The organism is Embleya sp. L77 (genome assembly GCF_055557415.1).
This window is the reverse complement of sequence record NZ_CM145709.1, coordinates 876,248-892,897: the sequence shown is the minus strand read 5'-3', so window position 1 is coordinate 892,897 and position 16,650 is coordinate 876,248. Positions and strand designations below refer to the sequence as shown.

Below are 16,650 nucleotides of genomic sequence, written 5' to 3'. Positions count from 1 at the left end.
TGTCGACCGCCGCGAACACTTGACTGCGGCAAAGATGTGGGCTGGGGGTCGGCGTGTCCGGCCGCCCGCGCCCACGCCCACGCCCGCGTCCGCGCCCGCGCCCGGCGTCCACGGCCGAAGCCGACAGCCCCGCCGCAGCCGCGATCAGCGCGGCGCGTACTCCCGCAGGCGCGGGCGCGCGCTCGCCGCCACCAGCGCCACGCACACCCCGAGCACGGCGATCGGCACCCACGGCCAGCCGGCGAGCGCGTCGTCGGCGCTGTCGGTGCGGTCCTCGAAGTCGGCCCGGGCGGCGTCCGCGACCCGGCCCAACGCCGTCTGGTAGTCGTAGAAGTCGAAGGCCAGGTTGCCGCGGCCGACCTTGGTGGCCAGGCCGACGGCGACATCCAGCCGGCCCTCGGCGACCGCCGCGCGCAGCGCCTTGTCGTCCCGGCGGAAGGCATCCAGGCGGGAGGCCACGCGCTGGTCGGGCACGTTCCGGTCCAGCTGTGCGGACTTGGCGGCGAAGCTCTCGCTGTACGCCCGGGCGCGATCGGGCAGGATCACGAACCGGCTCTCGTCCGCGTTCGCGTCCGAGGCGGTCGCCCGGGTCCTGGCCAGCTTCAGGAACGGGTCGAAAGCCTGCGTCTGTGCGTCGCGCAGCCGGGAGGCGTGGTCGGCGAACAACGCGGCGGCGGTGCCGGTGAGCGCGGCCACCGCGATGGTCACCGCGGCCAGCCCCGGCGCCAGGATGCGGTGGAACCGGCGGGCCCATCGGATCTGGCCGACGATCAGCACGGCCACCAGCAGGGTGCCGACCGCTCCGACCGCCAGCGCCGCCCAGCGCGCGTGCGTGCGGTCGGAGTCCGCATCGGAGGCCAGCTTCTCCTCGGCGCCGCGCCCGAGCGCGTCGGCGGCCGGCAGCAGATCGTCGTGCAACAGACTGGTCGCGCTCGCGAAGTAGTTGAGCGCGGCCAACGGCGGACGCCCGGCCGGGCGGTCCTGGACCTGCTCGTCGGCCAGCCGCGCCTGCGCGACATAGGCGTCGTAGCGGCCGAGTCCGTCGATCAGCGCCCCCACGGTCGCCACGGGCGCGCCGCCGACGGAGAGCATCTGGATGTCGGCGGTGATCCGCGAGCGCCGTTCGCGCATCTGCCGCAGCGCCAACTGTCGGTTGCCGACCTGCTCGTCCGAGCCGACCAGGAGCACGTTGGCGACCTGGGCGTCGAGATCGGCGAGCGCGAAGTACAGGTCCGCCGCGACGGCGGCCCGCGGGGCCGAGGTGTCGGCGACCTCGTCGAGCCCGGATCGGGCGTTGCCGGCACCGACCGCGATCACCGCGGCCAGGGTGACGATGCCGATCAGGACCAGCGTGACGAATCCGTACACCCGAGCCGGAACCGCGCCCACCTGTCGCAACCGGCGCGGTCGTATTCGCGGCGCCCGTTCCGGAGCCGGCGCGACCGGCGCGACCCGCGGCGGCGATGGCACGTACGCGGGCGTCGGGGGCGCGGGTAGGGCGGTCGGGGCGGCCATGTCGAAACGGTAGACAAACGGCGCGAAGAGCCAACCATGAACCGATGGCGTCGATGCGAAGGCCGAGTGAACATCCGTGTGTTCGAAGGGTGTTCGGAAGACGATGCGCTGCCGGTCGGGAAGCGGGCCGGGAAGGGGCTGCGACTGACGCTTGGTCAGGCCCCGGTTGCGCCCAGTTGTGTCACCCGCGCGGATGAACCGAGCGACGTGTGCCGGCTATGCCCCCCGTTGGCCGCATTGGTGACGGTCGGATTCGCACTGCGAAGGGCTGTTGCGGAGCACTCGTTGGCATGTAGCGTTATCCGCGGTTGCAGCAGTAGATGTAGTTCCCTCGCACGTCCAACGCCTGCGGACATCAACAGCCGTGGGCGTTTTTCGCTCCTCACAGCGAGGGCATCCCGGGGTAACGCGGGGAGTGGGACCACTCGACGGTTCGCGACCCGGGCATCACGAGGTGTGGTGTCCGTGGGTTACGTGAAGGAATCAAGACATGGCCACCGGTACGGTCAAGTGGTTCAACGCCGACAAGGGCTACGGCTTCATCTCGCAGGACGACGGCGGCGCTGACGTCTTCGTCCACTTCTCCGCCATTCAGACGAACGGCTACCGTTCGTTGGAGGAGAACCAGCGCGTGGAGTTCGAGGTCACGCAGGGTCAGAAGGGCCCGCAGGCCGAGATGGTTCGCCCGCTCTGAATCGGTCCCGCGGCTCCGGCAACGGACCGCAGACCTAGCAAGGCCCGCGCCCGTGCAGGGTGCGGGCCTTGGGGCGTTTCACGGGCGGTGTCGGCCTGGCGGCCGATCCACCCGCCTTCCCGTCGCGTGCGGCCGGGCCGTGGGTGTGGCCGGCGGCATGGTGAGGGGCCACTAGCATGTCTGTATGGGTTTCCTGCGCCGCCGCCCCCCGTCCGGGCCGGATTTCGACGTTCTTGCCATCCCCTTCACCGACTGGCCCGGCTCCGTGGTCGTGGCCATGTTGCCGGGGGAGGACGGCAGTTGCCAGGGAATCTTCGTGCGCTACGACCTGCTGGCCAATCGCGGCCCGGCGATGCTGATCGGCAACCTGCCGCCCGGCTCGCCCGCGCGTGAGGAAGGCGTCGGCCGGATCGAGGCCCAGCAGCTGGTCGCGGCCCTGGGCCACGAGGAGATGCCCGAGGAGCTGTCCACCGAGGACACCCCGATCATGCTCGGCGACGACCTGCTGATCATCCGCAAGGTCAAGTATGCGGAGGGGCGCCTCGCCTGCGTGGAATTCGACCGCAGCGACAACGTCATGGTTCGCATCGTGACCTGGGACCGCCCGATCACCGACGACGTGTTCCAGTTGCTCAAGCCGATCCCCGCGGACACCTTCGGCGGCTGAACGCCCGCACCCCGGCGGGCCGCGGGACCGGAGCAGCCCCGCGCCACCCCCGAAACCGCAACCTCCGCAGCAGTCGCATCACGTGGAGCGGGTGGATACCCCACCCGAGCCACGTGCATCGTGAACCCGGGCGTGACGCCGAAGCCGCGTGGACCCGTCGGGGCCGTGCGGCCACGAGCATCGCTACCGGGTGCCGATCGCCGCGCGGACGGCCCGGCGGACCATGCCGCAGTCGTCGTGCAGCCTGCGCAGGAGACGGCGCTGGTCCTCCCCGACGGGGCCCACGTCGTTGAGCCGGATCTCGCGGACGAGCACCAGCATCAGGTTGACCAGGAACGCATCGCGCGAGAGCGAGCCCGACTGTTGGGCCGTCTGGATGATCTGGCGACGGGTCATCGGGTCCCGGGCCAACAGGGTCCACAGGACCGCCAGGTCGTAGCCGGGCAGGTGGTAGCCGGAGGACTCCCAGTCGACCAGCGCCGCCCCCTGGGCGGTCAGCAGCACGTTGGACAGGACCGCGTCGCCGTGGCAGAACTGCGCCGGCACCCGGCTGAGACCGCGCAGGAGTTGGGCCAGGTCGCCGGCGTCGCGGTCGGTGAGCAGGCCGAGCTTGTGGTAGCGGTCCACGCGAGCCGGGTAGTCGAACGCGAGCGGGAACGACCCGGGCGGGGGCTTCCACCGGTTGAGCGTGCCGAACGCGTGCAGCACGGCGCGGACGTCGGCGCGGGCCATCGCGGTGCTCGGGTGGCGTTCGTTCGCGGCGGGCCGGCCGGCCACGTGCTCCATCACCAGGATGCGCCGTTCCGGGTCGGCGGCGATCAGCCGCGGCACCCGGACCGGTGGCCGCTGCCGGGTGAAGGTGCGGTAGGCGTTGACCTCGTGCCGAAAGCGCTGGAGCCAGTGTGCCGAGGGGTCGGTCAGATACTTCACCACGACCGGGCCGCGGCCGACCGAACCGGACAGCAGCAGGGAGCGTGGTGTCCTGCGCAGCACGGCACCCGCGGTGAAGCCGGGACAGACCCGGGCCGCGAGCGCGGCGACCGCCTCCGGACCCGGAATCTGCTGTGCCATGCGAGGTACTCCCGGGCCCGCTCCGCCGGCCGGGGCCGGACCGGTGGCGACCGCGGCGTTCGCCGCGACCACGGTGTTCGTCGACGCCACCGTGCCGGGCGCCGAACCACCGGAAGGCGTACGCCTGTTCGGGCCGGGTGTGCCCGGCCGTGAAGTCGCGGAACCGGGATTGGTCGGGCGGCCGGGGGTGGTGGACGTCGTGGATGACATGTAGACCTTCCTGCGCTGCCGATGAGTGGATCCGGCCGCGCGACGGGTGGGGGCCCACGTGCCGGATCCACCATCCACAACACTCCGAGATCCGGGTGGTGATCCACGTGGCGAGCCCTGGCGAACCATGGCGAATCGGAGCCGGCTGCTCCGGACCGGGCTAGCCTCGGTCCGGCAGCGACCTCCGACAGGACGCTTTCGAGCCACGGTCCCCACATCAACGGGCGGTTTGCAATGCGCCGGGAACCCAACACCAAACTCGTGGACCTCTTCGCCCTGACCGGGTGGTCCAAGGGCGAACTCGCCCGACTGGTCAACCGTCGGGCCGCCGCGATGGGCCATCCCCAGCTTGCCACGGATACCTCCAGGGTCCGGCGCTGGCTGGAGGACGGCGAGCGGCCCAGGGACCCGGTGCCCCGGGTTCTGGCGGCGCTTTTCACCGAACGGCTCGGGCGTGTCGTCACCTCCGAGGACCTCGGCCTGACCGGCCGCCCCCGGCACAACACGCAGGTGGTGCAGGAAGACCTGCCGTGGAGCACCGAGCGCACGGTGACCGCGCTGACCGAGTTCACCGGCATGGACCTGATGCTCAACCGACACGGCTTCACGGGCAGCGGGTTCGCGCTCGTCGCGGGTCCGGCCCTGGTGGCCAATTTCGATCGCTGGCTCAGCCCCGGGCTCGGCATGTCCCACCCGCGTGGCGCGCCGGCCGATCCGGTGTCGTACGGGCTCGCCGACGCGGGGCCGATCGGCGCCGAGGAGGTCACCGCGCTGGAGAACGCGGTCACCGTCTTCCGCACCTGGGACGCCGATCGCGGCGGCGGGCTGCAACGCAAGGCGGTGATCGGACAGTTGAACGAGGTCGGCAACCTGCTGACCTATCCCAATCCGCTGCCGATCACCCGCCGGCTGTGGAACGTGGCGGCCAACCTCGCCGCGCTGGGCGGCTGGATGTCGCACGACGTGGGCCTGGATCCGACCGCACAGAACTACTTCGTGATCGCGGCGCACGCCGCCCGGGAGGCGGGCGACCTGCCGCGCGCGGCCGAGGCGCTCTCCCGCGCCGCCCGGCAGATGGTGCACCTGGAGCGCCCGGCCGACGCACTCGCCCTGATCGAGTTGGCGCAGCGTACGGCGGGCGAGCGGGCGGGGGCGACCACCCGCGCGATGTTCCACACCGTGGAGGCATGGGCACAGGCCGCGCTCGGCCGGGCCGCGGACTGTCGGCGCTCCCTGGGCCGGGCCGAGGCGGAGTTCGGCCGATCGCGCCCGGAGGAGGATCCGGACTGGGTGGCCTTCTTCGACTCGGCCGACCTGCACGGCATGCAGGCGCTGGTGTACCGCACGCTCGCCGAGGTGGATCCCACGGCGGCCGGTCGGGCCCAGGAACACGCGGAGAAGGCCCTGGAGTTGCGGGCCCGCGGACACGAACGGTCCAAGACCTTCGACCTGATCTCGCTGGCCTGCGCGTGCCTGCTCGACGGCCAACCCGACCGCGGCGCACACCACGCGCGCCTCGCGGTCCGGGCCGCCGGCGAGATCGGCTCCAAACGCACGTGGGACCGCCTGGAGGTGCTCCGCAAACTCACCGACCGCTACCGCGACGTCCCGGACGTACACGCCTTCCGCCAGGAACTGGCCGAGGGCTCCTGAACCACGACCGAGGCCGGGGGAGGCCCGATCAACCCCCGCCCGCACGTGCGACCTCCGCGGCCGTCCCACCCGACGCAACGGGTGGGCGGCACACCCGTCCCGAGCCGAGCGAAGCGCTATCGCACGCAGACCGCCATCACACACGCGTCGTCCTCGTACCGGGTGTGCCCGAGCCGACTCAGCACCACGTCCACGCACGTCCTGGCGTCCGCGCCGAGCAACTGCGGCCCCAGGCCCAGGAGTGCGCGGACCGCCTCCTCCGTGCCGCGCCCGCGCCGCTCGACCAGGCCGTCCGTGAAGATCAACAGCACGTCTCCGGACGCCAGTTCGACCCGGGCCTCGACGAACTCCGGTTCGTCCAGCGCGCCCAGCAGCACACCGAACGGTGTCGCAAGCGCCCGACCCGACCCGTCCCGGTACAGCAGCGGCGGCGGATGACCACCCTGTGCCCAGGTCAACACCCGCTCCACCGGCTCGTATCGGGCACACACGGCGGTGGCCACCTTGTCCGCCGGCAGCGTGTGCACCACGATCCGGTTCAGCGCCGTCAACATCGCCGCGGGCCCCGCTCCGGTCATCGCCACCCCCTGCAACGCGCCGCGCAGCGTGGTCATCCCGGACGCCGCGGCGACCCCGTGGCCGGACATGTCGCCGACCGCCAGGAGCACCTCGCCGCCCGGCAGCGCGAGCGCGTCGTACCAGTCGCCGCCGACCTTCGAGTCCTGCTCGGCCGGGAAGTAGCGGGTGGCCACCTCGATGCCGGGCAGGCTGATCGGCCGGGTCCACCACGGCATCACCACCCGCTGGAGTTCGGCGGCGACCCGGTGTTCGGCGCGCACCAGCCGGCGCTGGGCCAGCAACTGCACCCGGGTCTCGGTCAACGCCTCCTGGGTGCGCCGTAGTTCGGTGATGTCGCGAAGCAACGCCCAGACCGCGTGCGGCCTCCCGTCCGCGCCGAGCACCGGCTCGCCGACGAACTGCACGGACACCCGGGTGCCGTCCGCGCGCACGATCCGGAACTCGCCCTCGGCGCCGTTCGCGTGTTCGAGCAGTTCGCGCACCAGGTCCGCGACGAACGCCCGGTCCTCGGCCGCCGCATGCCCGGCCAACTCGGCCAGCGGCAGCGGGCCGAGCGCGCGGTCGCGGCCGAACAGCGCGTACATCTCCTCGGACCAGCGCACGTCGTCGCGATCGAGGTGCCACTCGGCGCTGGCCACCGGACTCGAGCCCGGCGCCCGCGGCGGCGCGGTCCGGCGCTGCTCGGGCAACACCCCGTTCGGGTCCGGCTCGACGAACAGCCGGCGCAGATGCCGCCAGGGCAGCGCGGTGTTCTCCACGTCGCCGGGCGCGAACGGCGCGGCGGGCGGCACATCCGGTGGCCGGACCGTGCTGCGCGCCGGCGTGCTGGTCGCCGGGCCCGGATCGTCGGCCTGCCGATGCTCCGGGTCTTCGGTGTCCTGACTCAATCGGGCCAGATACTCCGCCGCCTGACCGAGGCTGCACGCGAGCAGGTCGCACAACAACGCCCGTCGATGCGCCTCCTCGACGGCCGCCGTGTCCTCGCCCGAGCCGGCGCCGAGGGGCACACTCGCGGATCCGCCGGCCGAGCCCGGGCGCGGGCCGAACCCGCCGCGCAGGGCGTCGAGTTCGGCGCGCATCCGGCCGATGTGCGCGAGCCATTGCGCCGGATCCACCACGAGGGGTCCGTCCACGGGGTGCTCGGGCCGTTCGCGCATCCGCTCGCGCTCCTCCGGACATGAGGTGGCAGGGTGCATTGACTGTCGCACATCAAGGGCCCGGACGCGGATGAAACCACGGGAACCGTGATGCTTGTGGCAGATTGCCCATTTCCGGTGTCCGGAGATGGCGAAAGGGGCCCGATCGCGACCGCGATCGAGCCCCCCTCACCGGCCTTGACGAGCAAAACCCGACGCGGGCTCGACTACTTCGAACAACGCGCGGGCGACACGCCGATCAGCCGAGTTCGCTGCCCAGGATGGAGATGAACGAGACCATGTCGCCGGGATATCCGCCGAGGTTGTGGGTCAGTGCGAGCTTGCGACCGTCCGCCGGGATCCGCCGCTCGGCCGGTGCCTCGTCGCGCAGCTGGAGCCAGGCCTCGAACATCATCCGCAGCCCGGACGCGCCGACCGGGTGGCCGAAGCTCTTCAGGCCGCCGTCCGGGTTGACCGGCAGCCGGCCGCCCAGGTCGAACGCGCCGGCCAGCACGTCCTTCCACGCGGTGCCGCGATCGGCGAACCGCAGATCCTCCATCAGGACCAGCTCGGTCGGGGTGAAGCAGTCGTGCACCTCGGCCATCGCCAGTTCCTCGCGGGGATTGCGCACGCCCGCCTGGCGGTAGGCGTCCTCGGCGCACGCGGCGATCTCGCGGAACGTGGTGTAGTCGTACTCCGGGTCGATCACCCCCGAGCCGTTGCCCGCCACCAGCGACAGCGCCTTGATGTACAGCGGCTTGTCCGTGTACAGGTGCGCGTCCTCGGCCCGCACCACGATCGCCGCCGCGGCGCCGTCCGCGACGCCCGCGCAGTCGAACACGCCCAACTGGCCCGCGAGTTTGGGCATCGCCGAGATCTTCTCCGGCGCGATCTCCTTGCGGAACTGCGCACGCGGGTTGCGTGCGCCGTTGTAGTGGTTCTTCGCCGCGATGTGCGACAACACCTCGCGCATCTCCGCCTCGGACACGCCGTACTTGTCGCCGTACGCGGGCACCACCATGGAGAACATCGCCGCCGCGGTGAGCGTGCGGGCGGTGCCGTCACCCGGGATCGGGAACGCGTTCAGCCCCTGGAAGCCGCCGTCCTTGACCTTCTCCACGCCGACCGCCATGGCCACGTCGTAGGCCCCGGAAGCCACCGCGTACGCGGCCTGGCGCAACGCGTCGGATCCGGTCGCGCACATGTTCTCCACGCGCGTGACCGGCTTGCCCTGCAACTGGAGCGGCTTGGCCAGGGTCAGTCCGGACATCCCCGACTGTGCGGTGCCCAGCCAGTAGGCGTCGACCTGCTCCTTGTCCACGCCGGCGTTCGCGAACGCCTCGGTGGTCGCCTCGATCAGCAGGTCGTCGGTGCCCCGGTCCCAGTGTTCGACGAAGGGGGTGCAGCCCATCCCGATGATGGCGACGCGGTCCTTGATGCCGTGCGATCCCATGCCTATGCCTCCTCGGCGGCTCGGGCGGTCCGCACGGGGCGGGCCTTCCAGAAGTAGTTGTGGATGCCGTCGGCACTGCCCAGCCGGCGGAAGGTCGGCTCGACCCGGTCGCCGATGGCCACCTCGGTCGCGTCCACGTCGGTCAACTCGATCGGCAGCCGACCGCCCACCCGTCGCCCACCACCACCCTTGTCGGAAGCTTCGCTCCCTTGAGGATCGTCGAAGTCCACGACCGCGAACACCACCGGTGGGCTGGGCGAGTAGGCCATCCGGTCCACGGTGAACGTCTTGACCGTGCCGAGCACGTCGGCGGTGGGCACCGGCTCCATGTCGTCCACATTGCCACCGGTCATCGACACGCGCTGCGGCGGCAGGTGCACGGCACCGCTCTCGCGATCGCGCGAGCCGACGAAGCCGTACTTCCACTCCACCGAGCGCACCGCGGCCGAGGACGAGGTGCGCGCGGGCTCGGGCCGGCGCGGCGGCTCGACCGGGAGCAGCCCGCGCCACGCCAGGTACTTCCCGTACGGCAGCGGCGCGCCGCCGGCGATCTGCTCGGCGACCGTGCGGGTGGGCCGGTAGGCCGCGAGCGCGTCGGTGGTGCGGAAGAGGAACACCTCGGCGCCGTCGGAGAGCACGACGAGCGCGAGGACCCGGCCCGGTTCGGCGTTCTCCAGCGTCGCGCTCAGCAGCAGCCCCGGGTGCGCCGCGCCGGTGTTGCCGACGGTGCCGGCCAGGTCGTCGCCCAGCACGCCCTCGCGCACCCCGAGCCGGCGACCCAGTCCGGCGACCGCGCGGCCGTGCAGGCCGGCGATCACCGCGTGGTCGACCTGGTCGGCGGTCAGCCCGGTGGCCTTGAGCGCGTCGGTCCACGCCTGCCGGCCGGCGGCGAGGTAGTTGTTCTCGCCGAACTTCTCCTCCCACAGCTTCGAGCGCACGTCCCCGGGAGCGCGCCAGCGGTCGACGAACTCGGCCGTGGTCGAGGCGCCGCCCAGATACTCGGCCAGCACCGGGCCGTCGGCCGGGCCGCCGACCAGCAGCGCGGCCGCGCCGTCGCCGCCGGCCGCCTCGTCGCCGCTGCCGGGCAGGCCGACCCGGATGTCCGCGCCGACCACGAGCGCGGTGCCGGCGCCGTCCAGGGCGAGCCGGAGCAGGCCGGCCGCGGAGCGCACCGAGCCGGTCGCGTCCATCGCGGGCACCGAGCCGTCCAGGCGCAGTGCGGCGTGCATCGCGGTCGCGTTGGTGCGGTCCGCGTACGCGGGCACCACCGTCGCGAACAGCAGCGCGCGCGGTCGGACGCCGGGCGTCGCGCGCAGCGTGTTGCGGGCCGCCTCGACACCCAGCGTGGTGGTGTCCTCGTCGAAGGAGGCCACCGTGCGGGTGCCCTTGCCACCGCCGGTGCCGGCCACGGCGGCGATGGTCTTGCGGTCGAGGCGCCGGTAGGGGAGATACGCCCCGTACCCGAGGATGCCGCGTCCCGTCGAAACTGCGGTTCCGTCAGTCGTCATTTCTCCGCTTCCGCCTCGTTCCACTTGGGGTTCGTCGCGTTCTTGCGTTGCCGGCCGGCCGCTCGGGCCGCCGTGCCGGGTGGGTTCGGGGGCGCGGGGTCGGCTACGGGGTCTCCAACCCGATCGCGCCGTCGGCCGCGAGGCGGTCGATCTCCGCGCGGGACAGGCCCAGTTCGGCCCCCAGGACCTCCGCGGTGTGTTCGCCGACCCAGGGCACCCGGGTCTCCGGGCCCTCGGCGACCCGGGAGAGCTTGACCGGGTTGCCCGGCGACAGGACCGGCGCCGGATCGCCGTCGGTGCGCTCCATCTCGACGATCATGTTGCGCTTGCGCACGTGCTCGTCCTCGATCACGTCGCCGGGGTTGTAGACGGGGCCGGACGCCACGCCCACCCCGCTCAGCGCCGCGCACGCCTGCAACCGCGACTTGTCCGCCGCCCAGCCCTCGATGCCCGGGCGCAGGATGTCCTCGATGTGGTCGAACCACTCCTGCGGACCGGCCAGGCGCGGGTCGCTCTTCCACTCCGGCCTGCCGACCAGGTCGGCGAGCGCCTCGAACATGTGCGGGCGCGCGCACTGGATCAGGAAGTAGCCGTCGAAGGCCCGGAACGAGTGGTTGATCAGCGGCGCCAGGCCGGGGTCCTTCAGGCCCATCGACCAGTAGCTGATGCCCGCGTCGTTGAGCGCGACCATGGCGTCGAACATGGAGATGTCCACGTACTGGCCGACGCCGGTGGCATCGCGGTGACGCAGCGCGGCGAGCACGCCGATCACCGCGAACAGCGCCGAGCCGGAGTCGCCGAGCGCACCCAGCGGGGACACCACGGGTGCGGTGTCCGGGGCGCGCTTGAAGTCGTACAGACCGGCCATGCCCTCGGCGACCGGGGCGTACGCGGGCCAGGACGCGTACGGCGATTCGGTGTTGCCGAAGCCGGACACCGAGAGGTAGATCGCGCGCGGGTTGACGGCGGCGATGTCCGCGAAGCCCAGGCCGAGCCGGCCGGCCGTACCGGGCTTGAAGTTCTCGCAGACGATGTCCGCCTTCTCGGCCAGGCGCAGCACGATCTCGCGGCCCTCGGGATGCTTGAGGTCGACGGTGACGCTGCGTTTGCCGAGGTTGTTGCGCAGGAAGGTGACGCCGACGCGACGGCCGAGCGGGTCGGTCATCATCGGCAGCGCGGCGCGCCCGGACTCGCCGACGCCGGGCGACTCGATCTTGATGACCTCCGCGCCCAGTCGGGCGAGCATCTGCGTGGCGTAGGGGAGGGCCTGCATCTGTTCGATGGCCAGGACCCGGATCCCGTCGAGCGGCTTTCCGAAGCGTTGCAGGTCGGCGCCTGCCACCTCTCCCACGCGCATGGTCACTCACTCCCTGTTGTGCGGTCGTACGTGTGCCGCGCGGTCGACCGGCCGGCCGAGCCTGCTGCAGCCGTGATGCCCGGGACCCGGCGAGATGCCCGTGGGATACCTCGTACGAGTGCCCAATAGTCGCGAGACAGGCACCTCGTCACCATAGCTGACGGGCAGTCAGATGAGCATGGGCCAAGCCCCGTGCCCCTCGTCACGCCCCACACCGGCATACCCACGCTCCGCCGCCTTCGCGCCGACGCCGCCGATCCCGTCGGCCGGGTCGGGCCGGGAGCGCCCGTGGGGGCGGCGGTGAGCGAGGGAAGCGGTATTGTTGGTTGAGCCATGCAGTTAACGCGTGGCGAGCGACAAGGGGGCGGTCATCGATACCGCGACGACACCGTGTGACGAGCCGACAGCCGGCCGCGCACCCGACGAACTCGGACGCGAACTCGCGCGTCTCATGCGGCTCTCGGCCGCCGCCAAGGCGCGCAGTCGCGCCGAGAGCGGCCCCGTGCCCGACGGGGGAGACCGGCTGCTCCTGGCCTACCTCGCGATGGAGGGACCCCGCCGGGTCACCGACCTGGCCGCGATGACCTACCTGGACGTGTCCACGGTCAGCCGGCAGATCGCCTCGCTGGTCCAGCGCGGCCTCGTCGAGCGCCGCCCGGACCCCAGCGACGGCCGCGGCACCATGCTCGCGGTGACCGAGGCCGGGGCCCAGGCGTTCGAGATCTACCGCAGTCGCCGGCAGGCCGAACTCGACCGGGTCACCCGCGACTGGTCCGCCGACGAACGCCGCACGCTCGTCCACCTCCTCGGCCGCTTCAACGACGACCTCGAACGCGAGCAGGCACCCACGCGCGACACCGCGCCCGGTGCACCGGAAGGCCGTACCGCATGACCGACAGCAAACCGCAGGCAGTGTCGGACCAGGCCGCGAGCGAAAGCGGCCTGAGTCACCGTCAGATCATGACGATCCTGTACGGCCTGATGGCCGGCATGTTCCTGGCGGCGCTCGACCAGACGATCGTCTCGACCGCGATCCGTACCATCTCCGACGACCTGCACGGTCTCAGCCAACAGGCGTGGGCCACCACCGCGTACCTCATCACCTCGACCATCGCCACGCCGCTGTACGGCAAGCTGTCCGACCTGTACGGCCGGCGCCCGTTCTACCTCGCCGCCATCACGATCTTCGTGGTCGGCTCCGCCGCGTGCACGTTCTCCACGTCGATGTACCAACTCGCCGGCTTCCGCGCCCTCCAGGGCCTGGGCGCGGGCGGTTTGATGTCGCTCGCCTTCGCGATCATCGGCGACATCGTCCCGCCCCGCGAACGCGCCCGCTACCAGGGCTACTTCCTCGCCGTGTTCGGCACCTCCAGCGTGCTCGGCCCGCTCGTCGGCGGCTTCTTCGCAGGCCAGGACGAGATCCTCGGCATCGCGGGCTGGCGCTGGGTGTTCCTGGTCAACGTGCCGGTCGGCGTGGTCGCCCTGCTCGTGGTCGCCAAGGTGCTGCACATCCCGCACACCCGCCGCCCGCACCGGATCGACTGGTTCGGCGCGGTCACCCTGGCCCTGGGCGTGGTACCGCTGCTGATCGTCGCCGAACAGGGCCGCGAATGGGGCTGGGGCTCGGGCACCGCGACCGCCTGCTACCTGATCGGCGGCATCGGCGTGCTCACCTGGATCCTGGTCGAGCGCCGGATGGGCGAGGACGCGCTGATCCCGATGCGCCTGTTCACCGACCGGATCTTCAGCCTCGCGTCGCTGATCGGCGTGATCTTCGGGATGGCCATGTTCGGCGGGTTCATGCTGATCCCGCAGTACTTCCAGATCGTCAAGGGCGCGAGCCCGACCAAGGCCGGCCTGCTGATGATCCCGGTCATGGTCGGCATGATGGGCTCGTCGATCATCTCCGGCCAGATCACCTCCAAGACCGGCCGGTACAAGATCTTCCCGATCCTGGGCACCGGCATCGCCGCCGTCGCGATGAGCCTGTTCGCGCTGTACGTCGACGCCGAGACCTCGCTCGTGACCACGAGCCTGTTCATGGTCCTGCTCGGCATCGGCCTCGGCCAGTGCATGCAGACGCTGATCCTGGTCGTGCAAAACGCCGTCCCGCCCCGGGACATGGGCGTGGCCACCTCGGCCGCGACCTTCTTCCGGCAGATGGGCGCGACCGCCGGCACCGCGGTATTCCTGTCCGTGCTGTTCAGCAACGTCTCCGGGGAGATCGCGAAGGCGTTCACCAGGGACGCCCGCACCCCCGCCTTCCGGGCCGCGCTGGCCGACCCCGCGGTACTCGCCGACCCCGCCAACGGGCCGGTGATCGAGATGGCCAGGAACCCGAACCCGGGCGGCGCGCAGGGCTCCGGCGTGCTGAGCGACTCCTCCTTCATCCAGCACCTCGACCCGCGCCTGGCCGCGCCCTTCAAGGAGGGCTTCTCCGAGGCGATGCAGCTGGTCTTCCTGATCGCCGCGTGCGTCATGGCGGTGGCGTTCGTGCTGGTCTTCTTCATCAAGGAAGTGCCGCTGCGCACGATGTCCGGCCTCCAGGCCAAGGCCGCCGCGGAGGCGGCCGAACTGGCCGACGCGCAGGCGGCGACCGCCGGCCCCGGATCGGCTCAGGCCGACCCGCAGCACGAACCGGCCGCCGCCGGGGCGAGCCCGGGTGCACGTCCCGGCCCGGGATCGGGCGCAGCCGCCGAACCGGGCGGTCGAACGCCCTCATCGGGCGCCGCCCCGGGCGCCGGCTCGGCCCGCTCCCCGGAACAGGACGCCCGACGCGCAGCCGGCCGCCGCTGGCCCGAACGCGACTGAGCACACCCGACCCGGGCCGCACACGCGGTACACACCGGCCGGACGGGGATGCCCACCCCGTTCGGCCGGTGGGGTGCGCCCATCCCATTCGGGCCGGACGGGTACGCGCACGCCGGACGGTGGGGTGCGCCCATCACGTTCGGCCGGACGGGTACGCGCACACCGGCCGGCCGGGTACCCGTACTGCCGGGGTGAGCACCCGAATCGGGGGCCGGGCGCCGGTGCTGTCGGTCGAGCACCCGCACTCGCGGGCCGAGCACCCGAACCGCGGGCCGGGCACCCGCGTGGCGGGCCGAGCACTCGAACCGTGGGCCGGGCACCCGCGTGGCGGGCCGGGCACCCGAACCGCGGGCCGAGCACCCGCATAGCGTGGCCGAGCACCGAACCGCGGGCCGATCGCAGCGCCGCAACGGCCGACGCCCGCCGCCCGTCGGCCCGGTCGTACCGGCTCAGGCGACCCGGCCCGCCCGCTGCCCGACGACCACCCGCCACGCCCACACCGCCGCGCCCACGTTCACCGCGGCCAGCGCCACGAACGTCACCACGGCCGCGTGCGCCGAGGCATGGGCGCCCACACCCGTCGCCGACAGGAACGTGGTGCCGTACGTGGCCACCCCCAACACCGCGCCGACCTGCATGAGCGTGACCAGTACCCCACTCGCGTCACCCGCGTGCTCGGCACGCACCCGACCCAGCGCGCTCGCCATCAGCGGCCCGATCACCGCGCCCTGGCCCAGGCCCATCGCGGCCAACCCGACCGCCAGCGCCACGCCGCCCTCCCGGCCGCCGTGCACCGAGGCCGCCAGGCCGACGTAGGACACGGACACCAGCGCGAAGCCCAGATACCCCACGTGCGCCCGAATCCGCTCCGGCAACCGCCCCCACCACAACCCGGAGATCGCGAACCCGATCGCGCACGGCACATAGGTCAGCCCCGCCCGCAACGGACTGTCGCCGAGCCCGGACTGCAGGTGCAACGCCAGGGTGAACAGGAACCCGTTGTAGCTGCCCACCGCGATCAGCAGCGCGATCCCGCCGGACACCAACCCGGGCGAGCGCAACACCGCTTCCGGCACCAACGGCGACCCGCCGCGCGCCGCCACCGCCCGCTCGACCAGCGCGAACACGCCCATCCCGGCGACCCCCGCCGCCAGCACCACCCAGCCCCACACCGGCCAACCCTGCTCGTGCCCCATCACCAGCGGCACCACCAGCGCGAGCATCGCCGGCGCCAGCACCAGCACGCCCGGCACATCCAGCCGGCCCCAACCCGGGCGCGCACCCGGATCCGGCCCGTCCCCGCCCAGCGCCCGCCACCCCACCACCAGCAGCAGCACCCCGAGCGGCACATTGACCAGGAACACCGGCCGCCACCCGGTACCGAACAGATCCGCGCTCACGAGCACTCCGCCCAGGATCTGCCCGACGACCGCACCACCGGCGATCGCCGTCTGGTACAGGCCCATCGCCGCGGCCCGCCGCCGTCCCTCGAACCGGCGCTGGATCAACGTCAACACCTGCGGCACCAACAACGCGGCACCCGCGCCCTGAAGACACCGGAAGACCACCAACTCGCCCGTCGACCCGGCCAGTCCACACGCCAGCGAGGCGAGCGTGAACAGCCCGAGCCCACCCAGGTAGGCCCGCCCGTACCCGAAGATCGCGCCCAGCCGCGAACCGGTGATCAACAACATCGCGTAGGCGATCGTGTACCCCGCGATGATCCACTGCAGCCCGGCCCCCGACGCATGCAGGTCCGAACGCATCACCGGCGCCGCGACATTGACGATCGAGGCGTCCAGCACCGCCATGAACTGGCCGGCCACCAGGACCACCAGCAACACGGTGCCCGCGGCCCCGCGCCGGTCTCTGCGCCGGTCTCTCGCCTGCCTCTGCTCCGACTTCTCGTCGGCGTCCCCGAGAGCGGAGGTCACCCGCTCCACGTCCCCCTCGCGTCGGGCGTCGCTGCCCGACATCAGATCCGTATCGTTCATGA

At 72.3% G+C, this 16,650-nt stretch carries 13 protein-coding genes; 6 read left to right on the top strand and 7 right to left on the bottom strand.

The window, feature by feature from the left end; genetic code table 11:
* Positions 1–144 precede the first annotated feature (144 nt).
* On the bottom strand, positions 145–1,515 hold the full coding sequence (locus ACZOOI_RS03750) for a hypothetical protein (RefSeq protein WP_465279385.1): 1,371 nt from the start codon (positions 1,513–1,515) through the stop codon (positions 145–147).
* Positions 1,516–2,005: 490 nt separating this feature from the next.
* On the opposite strand from ACZOOI_RS03750, the gene cspE reads away from it, so the two are divergent.
* Positions 2,006–2,209, top strand: a complete 204-nt coding sequence (gene cspE, locus ACZOOI_RS03745; RefSeq protein ID WP_020557813.1) for a transcription antiterminator/RNA stability regulator CspE — start codon at positions 2,006–2,008, stop codon at positions 2,207–2,209.
* Positions 2,210–2,393: 184 nt separating this feature from the next.
* Positions 2,394–2,876: a hypothetical protein gene (locus ACZOOI_RS03740; RefSeq protein WP_465279384.1), complete on the top strand. Its 483-nt coding sequence runs from the start codon at positions 2,394–2,396 to the stop codon at positions 2,874–2,876.
* Between the two features lie 183 nt (positions 2,877–3,059).
* Here the strand turns inward: ACZOOI_RS03740 and ACZOOI_RS03735 are convergent, their stop codons facing one another.
* Complete coding sequence (locus tag ACZOOI_RS03735) at positions 3,060–3,947, bottom strand: aminoglycoside phosphotransferase family protein (RefSeq protein ID WP_465279383.1); 888 nt, start codon at positions 3,945–3,947, stop codon at positions 3,060–3,062.
* Between ACZOOI_RS03735 and ACZOOI_RS03730 the strand changes: the two genes are divergently transcribed.
* Positions 3,946–4,161, top strand: a complete 216-nt coding sequence (locus ACZOOI_RS03730; RefSeq protein ID WP_391587635.1) for a hypothetical protein — start codon at positions 3,946–3,948, stop codon at positions 4,159–4,161. The two genes, ACZOOI_RS03735 and ACZOOI_RS03730, sit on opposite strands and share 2 nt — an antisense overlap.
* A gap of 230 nt (positions 4,162–4,391) precedes the next feature.
* Positions 4,392–5,810 (top strand): DNA-binding protein NsdB, encoded by a 1,419-nt coding sequence (locus ACZOOI_RS03725; RefSeq protein ID WP_465279382.1) that lies wholly within the window; start codon positions 4,392–4,394, stop codon positions 5,808–5,810.
* A gap of 116 nt (positions 5,811–5,926) precedes the next feature.
* On the opposite strand, the gene ACZOOI_RS03720 is transcribed toward ACZOOI_RS03725, so the two are convergent.
* The 4 genes from ACZOOI_RS03720 to ACZOOI_RS03705 all read right to left on the bottom strand — a co-directional run bounded on the left by ACZOOI_RS03720 (position 5,927) and on the right by ACZOOI_RS03705 (position 11,843).
* A complete protein-coding gene (locus ACZOOI_RS03720) occupies positions 5,927–7,546 on the bottom strand; it encodes a PP2C family protein-serine/threonine phosphatase (RefSeq protein ID WP_465279381.1) in 1,620 nt (539 codons plus the stop codon).
* A 238-nt stretch (positions 7,547–7,784) separates the two neighbouring features.
* Positions 7,785–8,978 carry an acetyl-CoA acetyltransferase gene (locus ACZOOI_RS03715; protein ID WP_465279380.1) on the bottom strand — a complete coding sequence of 398 codons (1,194 nt, stop codon included), beginning with the start codon at positions 8,976–8,978 and terminating at the stop codon, positions 7,785–7,787.
* Positions 8,979–8,980: 2 nt separating this feature from the next.
* On the bottom strand, positions 8,981–10,486 hold the full coding sequence (locus ACZOOI_RS03710) for an OB-fold domain-containing protein (RefSeq protein ID WP_465279379.1): 1,506 nt from the start codon (positions 10,484–10,486) through the stop codon (positions 8,981–8,983).
* 103 nt (positions 10,487–10,589) lie between these two features.
* A complete protein-coding gene (locus ACZOOI_RS03705) occupies positions 10,590–11,843 on the bottom strand; it encodes a CaiB/BaiF CoA transferase family protein (protein WP_465279378.1) in 1,254 nt (417 codons plus the stop codon).
* 346 nt (positions 11,844–12,189) lie between these two features.
* Here ACZOOI_RS03705 and ACZOOI_RS03700 point away from each other — a divergent pair, with 346 nt between their 5' ends.
* Together ACZOOI_RS03700 and ACZOOI_RS03695 are read left to right on the top strand one after the other, a co-directional pair.
* Positions 12,190–12,735: a MarR family winged helix-turn-helix transcriptional regulator gene (locus ACZOOI_RS03700; RefSeq protein ID WP_465279377.1), complete on the top strand. Its 546-nt coding sequence runs from the start codon at positions 12,190–12,192 to the stop codon at positions 12,733–12,735.
* Positions 12,732–14,654, top strand: a complete 1,923-nt coding sequence (locus tag ACZOOI_RS03695; RefSeq protein ID WP_465279376.1) for an MDR family MFS transporter — start codon at positions 12,732–12,734, stop codon at positions 14,652–14,654. The genes ACZOOI_RS03700 and ACZOOI_RS03695 overlap by 4 nt, the downstream gene beginning before the upstream one ends.
* Positions 14,655–15,103: 449 nt before the next feature.
* Here ACZOOI_RS03695 and ACZOOI_RS03690 read toward each other — a convergent pair whose 3' ends face one another.
* Positions 15,104–16,648: an MFS transporter gene (locus ACZOOI_RS03690; RefSeq protein ID WP_465279375.1), complete on the bottom strand. Its 1,545-nt coding sequence runs from the start codon at positions 16,646–16,648 to the stop codon at positions 15,104–15,106.
* Positions 16,649–16,650 lie beyond the last annotated feature (2 nt).

Bases quoted from the DNA above. Each gene is read 5' to 3' on its own strand.
- ACZOOI_RS03725 (WP_465279382.1), top strand. From the start codon at position 4,392: ATGCGCCGGGAACCCAACACCAAACTCGTGGACCTCTTCGCCCTGACC.
- ACZOOI_RS03735 (WP_465279383.1), bottom strand. From the start codon at position 3,947: ATGGCACAGCAGATTCCGGGTCCGGAGGCGGTCGCCGCGCTCGCGGCC.
- ACZOOI_RS03695 (WP_465279376.1), top strand. From the start codon at position 12,732: ATGACCGACAGCAAACCGCAGGCAGTGTCGGACCAGGCCGCGAGCGAA.
- ACZOOI_RS03705 (WP_465279378.1), bottom strand. From the start codon at position 11,843: ATGCGCGTGGGAGAGGTGGCAGGCGCCGACCTGCAACGCTTCGGAAAG.
- ACZOOI_RS03720 (WP_465279381.1), bottom strand. From the start codon at position 7,546: ATGCGCGAACGGCCCGAGCACCCCGTGGACGGACCCCTCGTGGTGGAT.
- ACZOOI_RS03740 (WP_465279384.1), top strand. From the start codon at position 2,394: ATGGGTTTCCTGCGCCGCCGCCCCCCGTCCGGGCCGGATTTCGACGTT.
- cspE (WP_020557813.1), top strand. From the start codon at position 2,006: ATGGCCACCGGTACGGTCAAGTGGTTCAACGCCGACAAGGGCTACGGC.
- ACZOOI_RS03750 (WP_465279385.1), bottom strand. From the start codon at position 1,515: ATGGCCGCCCCGACCGCCCTACCCGCGCCCCCGACGCCCGCGTACGTG.
- ACZOOI_RS03715 (WP_465279380.1), bottom strand. From the start codon at position 8,978: ATGGGATCGCACGGCATCAAGGACCGCGTCGCCATCATCGGGATGGGC.
- ACZOOI_RS03730 (WP_391587635.1), top strand. From the start codon at position 3,946: ATGCGAGGTACTCCCGGGCCCGCTCCGCCGGCCGGGGCCGGACCGGTG.
- ACZOOI_RS03710 (WP_465279379.1), bottom strand. From the start codon at position 10,486: ATGACGACTGACGGAACCGCAGTTTCGACGGGACGCGGCATCCTCGGG.
- ACZOOI_RS03690 (WP_465279375.1), bottom strand. From the start codon at position 16,648: ATGAACGATACGGATCTGATGTCGGGCAGCGACGCCCGACGCGAGGGG.